Genomic DNA, 11,730 nt, shown 5'->3' on the forward strand with positions numbered 1-11,730 from the left:
ACCTGCTGCCGGTAAACTTTACTGGGCGTTAAATTCTTCTACACCTTCATTTAACCAGCTTGCAAACTCTTCTGAATTTGGCGTATATCCAACCGGTTGATTGAGCATGTTCATGTTGTGATCGAGCAAAACATAGAACGGCTGGGAGTTATTCCGGAAGTTAAGTGTTTGAAAAGTAGCCCATTTGTCTCCTATGGTTTCTATTTTCTTAATGCCTCCTGTAGGCTTCTGATAGTTAAACTTTTGATCTTCGGGCAGCTCTTTGCGGTCATCTACATAAAGGGAAATGAGCACAAATTCATCCTGCATAAGATCAAAAACCTGGGGGTCACTCCAAACCTGCTCCTCCATTTTTCGGCAGTTTACACAGGCCCAGCCGGTAAAATCGAGAAGTATGGGTTTATTTTCAGCTTTTGCCGCCGCAACGCCTTCATCAAAATCTTTGTAAGCTTTTAAACCTAAAGGCCCTTCGGTTTCTTTTTCGTAGACGCTGTAAAATAAAGGTGGCGGGAAACCGCTAAGCAACTTAAGGTTGGCTGCAGGCGTGTTGGTGAGGCCGGGCACGAGGTAGACCACAAAAGCGAGGGTTGCAATACCCAGCAGCAATCTTCCCTTACCCAATTTCGATTTTGGCCCATCATGAGGAAAGCGCAGCACTCCAAAGAGATAGAGCAGTAAACCGATGCCTACAACGATCCAGATGCCAATGAAAATTTCCCTTTTTAGAAGCCCCCAGTGTTGCACCAAGTCGGCATTGGAAAGGAACTTGAATGCAAGTGCCAGTTCGATGAAACCGAGCACAACTTTTACTGAATTGAGCCAGCCACCGCTTTTTGGCAGCGAATTGAGCCAGTTGGGAAAAAGTGCAAACAATGCAAACGGAAGCGCCAGAGCCAGCCCAAAGCCTCCCATCCCGAAAGATAACTGGATTGCACCACCATCGGTAGTAAGGGAACTTCCCAGCAGAGATCCTAAAATGGGTCCTGTACAGGAGAAAGATACCAGCGCCAGGGTAAGCGCCATAAAGAAAACACCTATAACCCCTCCAAAGCTGGAAGCCTTGTCGTCCATTTTGTTGCTCCAGGAACTGGGCAGGGTGATCTCGTAATACCCAAAAAATGAAAAAGCGAAAAATATAAAGATCACAAAGAAAATAATGTTCAATGTGGTGTTGGTAGAAATGTTGTTGAGGATGCCGGGGTCAAGCGAATCCAGCAGGTGGAACGGCAAACTGAGCAATAGGTAAATAAGGAAAATAAATACGCCGTACATGATTGCATTAACAAGTCCTTTTCTGCGGGTTTTTGCTCCTTTTGTAAAGAAGGAAACGGTCAACGGAATCATAGGAAACACACAAGGCGTGAGCAATGCGATAAGTCCGCCAATGAAACCAAGGAAAAAAATGGTGGTGTAATTATGCCCTTTTTCGTCAGCAATATCTACTCCGCCCACACCTTTTACATCAATATGCAAAGCTTCGGTAAGCCGCTGATCTTTATCTGAAACCTCGAGGTCTGTAAAGCCTTCTTCTATCTGATTCTCTCCTATATTGAAAGTAAACCGCTCTGTTTCGGGCGGAAGACATTTTTCATCGTCACAAACCGAAAAGTAAACTTCCGCAGTGATGAACAGATCAGTTGAGTCCAGCACTTTGATCTTTTGTTTGAAAACAGCTTCCCCTTCAAAGTACGTAATGTCGGCTTCAAACACCGCATCATATAGCGCAGGAACATCGGGTTCAACGGTAGGCCCCACGAGTTCAAATTTTCCGGGAGCTTCAGAAAAAGTAAAAGCTGTAGGAATAGGTGCAATGTCAATCTTCACTTCCTCTTGGGAATAGAGGTGCCAGCCGGGTTCCAAAAATGCCGAAAATACGAGCTGGTATATTGAATCGTTCTCCTGCTCTACCCTGGCCTCCCATTCAATAGGGTCTTCCATGCCCTGCCCCAGGTTATTGGGGTCAAAGATCTGGGCTTCAGCATTAAAAAAACTTAAAAAGAAAACAATTAAAAGAATCGGTAATCTCATGGTGTGTAACTTAATCTCAGAATTTCCTGTGTACTGTCTTCAACAGCAAAGCGTGCATCGGCACGGTAGTTTATTACCCAAACAATTTCCTGCCCCGAACACAGCAACCAGCAATTTTCTTTTTGTGGCAAAGATAACTTCTCATCTTTGAAAAACTTGCTTATTTTTTTCTTCCCTTTCATCCCAAACGGATAAAAATAATCGCCCTGCTGCCACTTTCTTACAGTGAGGGGAAATTGCAGCTTGTCCCGATCAAGAAAGATGACGCTAGCATCGCTTTTTTCCAGCTCTTCTGCCGGTTCAAACTGAAAAGTACCCATGGGCAGCATCACCACTTCTTCATCTTCTTTGATGGTATAGATCTTATCTTCCAGCGGGGAAACAACGGTGAGCAGTAAATCTTCCCGCCCCCTTATAAGCCTGTGGGTTTTTGAGTAGACGATTTTTCCGGGTTGTGACTCCAGCAGGCCGTGCACATCCTCCCATTCGGTAAAGCCAAAAGACTTAAAAAGTTCGTACATCACGGCTTTTGTACTGGGAAGGGCCTGCAGCAATTTAACCTTAAAAGAATACCCATACTCTTCCTGCTTTGCCACCTTCGGAAAAATCACCGAAACATAATCTTCAATAAGCTGGGAACTTTGTTGCAGATGACTTCGGGTTTTTGCGAAACTCTCCAATAACTGCGGATTCATTTCCAGCAACGTAGGGATCACCTCCAGCCGAACTTTGTTCCTGAAGTATTTGGTAGATGCATTGCTGCTGTCTTCACGCCACTGAAGCTCCTGCCCACGGGCATATTTTTCTATTTCCTCCCGCGAGAAAGGCAACAACGGCCGAATAACACAATCATTAACATCTGGAATTCCTGTGAGGCCTTCCAGCCCTGTTCCTCTTATAAGGTTGATGAGAACAGTTTCAAGATTGTCATTGGCGTGATGGGCTGTGAAAATATAGTCAAACTGCAATGTTTCGCGCAGCTCCCTAAACCAATTGTACCTTAGCTCCCTTGCCGCCATTTGAATGGAAATTTTCTTCCCGGCAGCATAAGCTTCAGTTTCAAAACCTTCAATAAAAATTTCAGTTTCCAACGCATCTGCAAGTTCCAGAACAAAAGATTCGTCGCCTTCGCTCTCTTCTCCCCGCAGGTTAAAATTACAGTGGGCAAGAGCTATGTCAAGACCTGCCTGCCGGCACAAATGGGCCAGCACCACACTGTCTACACCGCCACTCACGGCAAGAAGTATCTTGCGTGTAAGGGTTTTAGAAAACTGTTCCTCAAGGTGTTTTTTGAACTTTGACAGCATAGGCTCAAAGATATCAAAATGGATGGGTTGCAATACTCTTTTTTCTGAAGAATTCCCTTTAATCGTGCTCCTCCAGCACCTTTTTTAATGCTGCCGCTTTTACCAGGCATTCTTCATATTCATTTTCGGGGATAGAACGCGACGTGATGGCGCTACCTACCGAAAAAGACACGTATTTAGAAGCCTGATTATATAAAATACTGCGGATCACCACGTTAAAATCAAAATCGCCTGCAGGATCAAAATATCCTACAGCCCCGCTATACAGGCCACGCCTCGTTTCTTCCAGCTCTTCAATGATCTCCATAGCCGAGATCTTGGGAGCACCCGTCATACTCCCCATAGGAAAAGTAGTGCGCAGCACCTCAACTGCAGGTATACCTTCCTCCAGCCTTGCTTTTACAGTAGATATCATTTGGTGCACCTGCCTAAAGCTGTACACCCTGCAAAGTTCGGTTACCTCAACACTGCCTTTTTTTGCTGTTTTTGAAAGGTCATTGCGAACCAGATCTACAATCATGATATTTTCTGACCTTTCTTTAGGATCTCTTTCAAGCTGCAGGGCAAGTTCTTTATCTTTTTCGGGATCAAAAAGGGCTCTGGGCGCAGTTCCTTTTATGGGCTGGGAAATTAATTGGTCACCTTTCTTCTGAAGGTATCTTTCGGGGGAAGCTGATAGCAAATAATGATCGTTATTTCTGAAAAATGTGGCAAAAGGAGGTTTGGAAATATCATTTAAGGCTGAAAATTTCAGAAATGGATCAAAAATGGCACTTTCAGCATAGAATTCCTGACAAAAATTGGCTTCATAGATATCTCCCCGCTGAATATGCCCCAACATTTCCTGAACTTTCAGGAAATAAGCCTCTTTTGAGATTCGGGGTCTTAGCCTGATCTCATTTTTCACCACCGGAAAAATTCCCTCCTGAAAATGCCCTTTTTGAAGGATCTGTTCCAGGTCTTCTTCCAGCTCATCATCTACTAACCCGAGATAATTCAACTCGAGTTCATTTGCTTTCAGAGTAATGATCTTCTTCGGCTGAAAAAAGAACAATTCAGGAAAAAAAAGCCCGTCGTGGTTGTTGCTCTTCAGGTGTTCCACGTCATTTTTGAGATCATAAGTGAGATATCCAAAAATCCAGTCGGCAGTGGTTTCCTGGTATTCCTTAAGCTTGTCAAAAGCTTCCGAAGCATCGGTTTGAATGGCTGTAAAGGCATCTACGGCGAGTAAAGCCTCAAAATTAGAGTAGCCGTCTTTATGTTCATTGCTGTCTAACCACACTACTTCATTGTACTGGCGGGCCCAGTGCAACAGCGCCTTTTTAATGGGAAAATCTTTGTCAAATTTGACCTTTTTGGATATCCTCACTCCGCTGCTTCCTTAATATTTTGAGAAAAAGAAGTGATCACATCAATGATGCCCAGGTCGAAAATCTCATTGACCACAACGCCTTTTTCGGAATCAAAATTTTCGTAGAACTGCGGCAGGCTGAAGCTCTCTAACACTTCACCTCCAAAACGCGGAAACTGGTTCTTGCAGTATTCTAAAGCCGAGGCACCACCGCGCTTGCCCGGTGAGGTACTCATTAAAAGTATCTTCTTGCCCCCGAGAAAATTCTTTTCAACCCGTGACAGCCAGTCGATAATATTCTTGAAAAACCCTGAAACATTGGAGTTGTACTCATTCACTGCTATAATTAGAGCAGGAGCCTCAACAATTTTCTTATAAATAAACTTGACGTTTTCGGGGAAGCCTTCTTTTTCCTTTACAATGCTGTAAAGAGGAATATCCAGGTCGTTAAGCTCGAGCACCTCTACCTGATGATCTGAAATTCGCCGGGTTACATTGAGAATTAACTGGTGATTGATAGATGTTGGGCTGTTGGAGCCGGCAAAAGCCAGGATCTTTGTCATAGTAGTAAAATTAGCAGTCAAAAATACAAAATAGGCCGGGAAGAAATAAAGATAGCCTTAGCTTAAACAAAACCCATAGGCTTTCAATAATTTAAGTTTAACTTTGCCCCTTAAATTTTACTGCGTGACTTTTCAGGACCTCAACCTTACTACTCCCTTATTAAATGCACTTGAAGATCAAAAGATCTCTACTCCTACGCCTATCCAGGAGCAATCTTTACCTGTAATTCTCTCGGGAAGGGATATGGTGGGAATTGCCCAGACAGGTACGGGAAAAACCCTTGCATACCTTCTTCCCCTTTTAAAGACCCTAAAATATTCTGAACAAAAGAACCCGAGGATCCTCATTCTGGTACCCACGCGGGAACTTGTGGTGCAGGTAGCAGAAGAACTTGAAAAGCTTACCAAGTACATAAACACGCGCATTCTTGGTATTTACGGTGGCACCAACATCAATACTCAAAAACAACTGGTAGCTCAGGGATTGGATATTTTGGTCGCCACACCGGGTAGACTTTATGATCTTGCCATTAACCGCGACCTGCAGTTAAAATCTGTTCAAAAGCTGGTGATAGATGAAGTTGATGTGATGCTTGATTTGGGCTTTAGGTTCCAGCTGACGAATATTTTAGAGCTGCTCCCGGCCAACAGGCAAAACATTATGTTCTCGGCCACCATGACGGCCGATGTAGAGAAACTGATTCAGGAAAACTTTAAAAATCCCGAAACTGTATCGGTAGCCGCCAGTGGTGCCCCGCTGGAAAACATCAACCAGGAAGGCTTTGAAGTCCCAAACTTTTACACCAAGGTGAATCTTCTAAAACACCTGCTGGCCGATAAAGAAACCTTCCACAAGGTGCTCATTTTTGCTGGGAACAAAAGAATAGCCGATCGGCTTTTTCAAAACCTCGATCCTCTTTTCCCCGAAGAATGTACCGTGATCCATTCCAACAAGACCCAGAACTACCGTTTGAGGAGCATAAGGCAGTTTGGAGACGGATTTTGCCGCATACTCGTAGCTACAGACGTTATGGCACGAGGTCTCGATATTGAACAGGTGAGCCACGTCATTAACTTTGATACTCCTGCCTACCCCGAAAATTACATACACCGCATTGGCCGTACAGGAAGGGCCGAAAAAGAAGGACACGCCATACTTTTCACAACTCCTTCGGAAACAGAAGATCTTGAGAAGATAGAATCTTTGATGGACCTGAAGATCTCTTTTCAACCTTTGCCCGATGCTGTGGAAGTATCTACAGAACTTATTCCGGAAGAACAGCCTAAATCTGATGAAATTTACAATCCGAATAAATCTTCAGATGAAGATCAACCGGGCCCTACTTTTCACGACAAAAAGGATAAGAACAAAAAAGTGAACTTAGGCGGATCCTATCGCCGGGAGATCAAGAAAAAGTACAAAAAGCCAAAGACCCGCGGCGACAAAAACTACAACCGTAAGAAGAAAAAATAGACCCGATTCTACATTTTTAATGGTCCTGTTTTAAGATAAGATTTTCTTAATAATTAGTTAAGCCACTGTAAGATTATCCAGGGAAGATCTCCGGATACCCTGCACCTTTAATCCAAAAAATTTGACGTTTATCTTCTTTAAGAGAGGACATTTAACTTATTGTAAACTACCAAGTAACATGCTACACCTCCCCTATTGATGCAGATTTTTACAAACTGAGCAAATAAATTGAAAATTTTTCTGTGAGAAAACACAGTAGGTACGCAGCTTCCGGGAATGTGTAAGATATTTTTTGTAAAAATCTGGTATTGTGATGGTTGAGTTATTAAAAATTTATCCTAATTTTAACTTACTCCCCTAATAGCCTAATATCAGAATGAGCAGAACGAAAGAACTGCTGTCTAATATTTTTTAGATGCAAAAAACTACTTTTATGCCAGATGAAATTTCTACTGGTGCTGCGCACAGCCTCTCCAGTGCTTTTAATGGGCGTGATAATCAGGAATTTCTTCTGTTTATTTTTTCTGCGGAAGATCTTTCCATTGAGGCAGTAAATTACCGGTTTCTGCAATACTTCAAAGACAGTTCTCCTGTTAAAGAAGACAGCGACAACTTTTACCGGGAAAAGATCCATCCTGAAGATTACCCGTTTTTTTTACAGCTTCTGAAAAAATCTCACCCCCCTTCAAATCCCCAAGAAGGAACAAAGATAATACGGGTAAAATCTGCTTTTGGACACTGGAAAAGTTTTCAATTTGAATTTCGCAAGTATGACGGCTTTAAGGGTCGCAAGGAAAGTTTTATTCTTACCCTTGCCAAACCTGTAGATAATTCCAGCGTTAAGGGAAGAAAAGAACTGGGGCTCGAAAAAGAACAACTGCTGCAGGAAAGCCTTAACCGCTATAGGGTCCTGGTAAATTCATTAGATCAGGGATTTGGAGTGGTTGAAATGATCTTTGACCTGCAAAAGAATCCTATTGATTATCTTTTTGTTGAAGTCAATCCGGCGTTTGAAAAACATACCGGTTTGAGAAACCCGCTGGGCCAAACTATGAGGGAATTTTATCGCGATCATGAGAGCCACTGGTTTAATACTCTTGGAAAAGTCTCTTTTACAGGAAAGGCTGTACGCTTTGAAGATTACGCTGTTGCACATCACCGGTGGTTTGATGTCTACGCCTTTCCCATAGGAAGTTCAAAAAGCAGAAAAGTAGTCTGCCTTTTCTCAGACATTACCCCGCGTAAAGAAGCCGAAGAAAAGCTGCAAAAATTAAACGAGGATCTTGAACTAAAAGTAAAAAGCCGTACCCATGAGCTGGAGGAAAATAATGAACTGCTCCAGATGGTTTTTGACACTGTAAAACAAGGCATATTTGTAATGAAACCACTTTTTGGAGAGAATTATGACATTGTAGATTTTACCTATGTAAGAGTAAATAAGATCATTAACCGCTACTACAACCAACCCCAAATGGTAGGGCGTAGTTTTCTAAAGTATAATCCTGGCGCAACCGAAAAAGGGGTCTTTGAGGCCCTGAAGCAAACGATGCTGACAGGAGAATCTGCCGATTTTGAAATCGAAGTTGATCGTAACGGTAAAAATAACTGGTTCCAAATTTCAGGGAGGCGTCAAAAAGGCCTTCTCATCTGTTCCCTTGAAAATATTACGAGGAATAAATTAAAAGCTCAAAAATTAAGGGAAAACAGCAGATTTAAAAAACAACTGGTAGAAACTTCACCAGATGTGATAATGATTTTCAACCTGTATACCGAGAAAATAAGATACATCAACAGAGATATATCGGCTGAAGAAGGTATGACTGTGAAGAAAATTGAGGGTATGTCGCTACCTGACATCTTCCCATTAATCCATCCTCAGGACAGGCAGAAAACCCTGGGCTTTCACAGTGGACTTCTAAGAAGTTCTGATGATGATGTGCTAGAAGTAGAGTTCAGGTTAAAAGCACATGAAAAACAATGGGAATGTTATAATGCACGGGGCAAGGTGTTCATGAGAAATGAAAAAGGAAATGTTGTAGAGTACATTGTTCTCCTAAGAAATGTTCAGTCCCAAAAAATGACACAGCAGGCCTTAATAACTGCCGAGAAACTTTCTATTAAAGGAGAAATAGCGAGAACCCTGGCCCACGAGTTGAGAAACCCACTGGCCAGCATCAACATGTCTGTAGACATACTGGAAAAACTTGGCCGGGAGTCGCATACAAAGAACTACACTAACATTATAAAGAGGAGCACCTCAACCTTAAATAATTTGGTGACCGATCTTTTAACGGCATCAAATTACTCCAAGCCTAAAATGAAAAAGTGCTGTTTGGCAAGAACCACAAACAAAGCTTTAAGTCATGCCAAAGATCGTATTTACCTTACAGGCGTTAGTGTCTACAAAAAATACCGCGGCACCTACTTTATAAATGCCGACGAGGAGAAGCTTCAAATTGCAATACTGAATATTATTGTTAATGCCAGTGAAGCAATGGTGCCAAATGAGGGTAAACTGACTCTTAGTATTAAGAAAAGAAAAAACACTTACTCCCTTACCATTACAGATAACGGCTGTGGAATGGTGAAGGAACAGCTGGACAGGCTCTTTGAATCTTTTTACACACGAAAACCCGGCGGCATGGGAATTGGACTATGTTCGGTCAAGAACATCCTTGACGATCATGATGCGACAATAGAAGTGGAAAGTGTTCCCAATGAAGGAACCACATTTATACTTACTTTTCCTGTTCATGAAGACGTTAAAAAAGGAAAATAAGCAGGTGAAGTTCAAAAAAAGCGATTATTGTGTATCTTCGGCAATTGTAAAAGAGGGGGATTTCTTTATAAATTCCACGAAGAAAATCATTACAAAAGTTGATCGCAATATATGGGGATAATTGATTCCATAGGGAATCTGGTGATGAAGAGCCGGATCGAAGACTTAGAAAATTCCATTAATAATCCTCATGAGACCCAGCAACGGGTCCTGCAGCAACTTCTGGAAACGACTAAGAACACCTATTACGGAAGGAAATTCCACTTTAAAGATATTCATAATTACCGCCAGTTTGTTGAACAGGTACCGCTTAATAATTACGAAGACCTCCATCCTTATATAGAATTAATCCTAAAAGGGGAAACTAACGTACTTTGGCCTACCCCAATAAAATGGTTCGCCAAATCATCGGGAACCACGGGAGCCACTAGCAAAATGATCCCTGTTTCTACAGAAGGATTAGAACAGTGTCATTACCAGGGAGGTCGGGATATGCTCGCTTTATACATTCACAACTACCCCGATGCCAGGTTGTTTTCCGGAAAAAACCTGTCAATTGGCGGTAGCCAGGAAGGAAAGCAGTCCAGCAACAACAGCCATTATATTGCCAATATCTCGGCCATTGTGATGAAAAACCTTCCATTCTGGGCCCAGTTTGGAAGAACTCCGGGGCTGGAGGTCACTATGATGAACAACTGGGAAGAGAAGATCAAAAAGATAGCTGAAATAACTTCTCACCAACGGGTTACCAGCCTTGCCGGTTCCCCCATGTGGATGTTATTACTGCTCCAGCACATTATCAAAGAGAAAAACATTACCTATATCCAGGATGTATGGCCCGATCTTGAGGTATTTTTTCACGGATCTGTTTCTTTTGCGCCATACAGGCCTCTTTTTGAGGAGCTCGACAAAGACAAAAGCCTTAGGTACCTGGAGATCTTTAATGCTACTGAAGGATTTTTTGCACTTCAGGATCAAAAAGATGATCCTTCCCTCCTGCTGATGCTCAACTACGGAATTTTCTATGAGTTTATTCCTGAAAAAGAATTCCTTTCAGAAAACCCGAAGGTAATTCCCCTGAGTGAAGTCGAATTAGGGAAAAATTATTCGATGGTGATTAGTACAAACTCAGGTTTGTGGCGCTATAAAATTGGAGATACAATAAAATTCACCAGCACCAGCCCGTACCGCTTTACCATAAGCGGCCGTACCAAGCATTGTATCAATGTTTTTGGAGAAGATCTTTTTGCTGAACATGCCGAAAAAGCCATTTCACAGGCCTGCCGGGAAACAGGCGCGATTCTCCGCGATTTTACTGCTGCGCCCTATTTTTACGACCGGCGTAAAAAGGGATATCACGAATGGATCATAGAGTTTGTAAGATCTCCCGCAAATATGGAGAATTTTACAGATGTGCTGGACAGGGAATTGGGCAGGTACAATGATGATTATGCTTCAAAGCGGAAGAATGACATCGCCATTGAACGGCCTGTAGTGCGTGAAATGCCCGAAGGTACTTTCTATGAATGGCTAAAACGTAAAAATAAACTGGGTGGGCAGCATAAGGTACCACGCCTCTCTAACAGCCGCGAATTTGTTGAAGAACTTCTCAACATAAGAAGCTCCCTGCAACAGGAGATTTAATCTTCGGCCAGCAACTGATCAAGCAGCCCTTTAAAGCCCAAATCGTTCCAGTTTGCCGATCCTTTTTTGTTTACTGCTATTTTGCCTTTTTTAGAGATTACTATGGTGGTGGGTAAACTGCGTGACTGCAGCTTTTGAGGTGCCATATCAAGAGGCTGATAAACCGGGAGCCTGTAGTGCTTTTTATTTAAGAACTGTTGTAGTTTGGCTGCCTCTTCAGTAGAAACAAAATAGAAATCAACCCTGTCGCCATACTGGTCATACAATTTCTGAAAAGAAGGCATTTCAGCAATACATGGAGGGCACCAGGTTGCCCACAGGTTTACTACGGCCACTTTCCCGATACTGCTCTTGAAATTTACCGGCTCTCCATTTAGATCAACGAGGTTCCAGTTGTAATTCTCAAGCGTATCGCGCTCATCTTCGGCAATTTTAGAAGGGCTAAACGAGATCATGCGGTTAAGACCCACCTGTATAGGTTTCCGGGTTTGGGGAACCAGCAACAAAATGATGAGAATAATAAACAGGATGTTAGACCAGTTCTTCTTTAAAAATTCCATGTGATAAATTCTGGTGCATAAAAG

Annotated in this window: 8 protein-coding genes; 3 read left to right on the forward strand and 5 right to left on the reverse strand. The window is 42.5% G+C overall.

The features are described 5' to 3' along the window. Positions 1-18 precede the first annotated feature (18 nt). Genes VS868_RS00815 through VS868_RS00830 form a run of 4 tightly spaced genes read right to left on the reverse strand, consistent with a single transcriptional unit; the run spans position 19 to position 5,249 of the window. The gene (locus VS868_RS00815; RefSeq protein ID WP_345598876.1) at positions 19-2,028 is read right to left on the reverse strand and encodes a cytochrome c biogenesis protein CcdA; all 2,010 of its coding nucleotides are present in this window, start codon (positions 2,026-2,028) and stop codon (positions 19-21) included. Beyond that, positions 2,025-3,368, reverse strand: coding sequence for a tRNA lysidine(34) synthetase TilS (tilS, locus tag VS868_RS00820; RefSeq protein WP_306419747.1), 1,344 nt, complete (start codon positions 3,366-3,368; stop codon positions 2,025-2,027). Before tilS ends, VS868_RS00815 begins: the two co-directional genes overlap by 4 nt. Before the next feature lie 25 nt (positions 3,369-3,393). Next, the gene (locus VS868_RS00825; protein ID WP_345599857.1) at positions 3,394-4,698 is read right to left on the reverse strand and encodes an anthranilate synthase component I family protein; all 1,305 of its coding nucleotides are present in this window, start codon (positions 4,696-4,698) and stop codon (positions 3,394-3,396) included. Positions 4,699-4,700: 2 nt separating this feature from the next. Continuing rightward, entirely contained in the window at positions 4,701-5,249 is a 549-nt protein-coding gene (locus tag VS868_RS00830; RefSeq protein ID WP_345598877.1) for an NADPH-dependent FMN reductase, read from the reverse strand. 124 nt (positions 5,250-5,373) lie between these two features. On the opposite strand from VS868_RS00830, the gene VS868_RS00835 reads away from it, so the two are divergent. The 3 genes from VS868_RS00835 (at position 5,374) to VS868_RS00845 (ending at position 11,146) form a co-directional block, all read left to right on the forward strand. Beyond that, positions 5,374-6,723, forward strand: a complete 1,350-nt coding sequence (locus VS868_RS00835) for a DEAD/DEAH box helicase (protein ID WP_345598878.1) — start codon at positions 5,374-5,376, stop codon at positions 6,721-6,723. 415 nt (positions 6,724-7,138) lie between these two features. Then, positions 7,139-9,502, forward strand: a complete 2,364-nt coding sequence (locus VS868_RS00840) for an ATP-binding protein (protein WP_345598879.1) — start codon at positions 7,139-7,141, stop codon at positions 9,500-9,502. Positions 9,503-9,613: 111 nt separating this feature from the next. Beyond that, on the forward strand, positions 9,614-11,146 hold the full coding sequence (locus tag VS868_RS00845) for a GH3 auxin-responsive promoter family protein (protein WP_345598880.1): 1,533 nt from the start codon (positions 9,614-9,616) through the stop codon (positions 11,144-11,146). On the opposite strand, the gene VS868_RS00850 is transcribed toward VS868_RS00845, so the two are convergent. Then, positions 11,143-11,706 carry a TlpA disulfide reductase family protein gene (locus VS868_RS00850; protein ID WP_345598881.1) on the reverse strand — a complete coding sequence of 188 codons (564 nt, stop codon included), beginning with the start codon at positions 11,704-11,706 and terminating at the stop codon, positions 11,143-11,145. The genes VS868_RS00845 and VS868_RS00850 overlap by 4 nt on opposite strands. Positions 11,707-11,730: the final 24 nt, after the last annotated feature.

Source organism: Salinimicrobium sp. 3283s (genome assembly GCF_039602225.1).
GTDB classification, from domain to species: Bacteria; Bacteroidota; Bacteroidia; order Flavobacteriales; family Flavobacteriaceae; genus Salinimicrobium; species Salinimicrobium profundisediminis.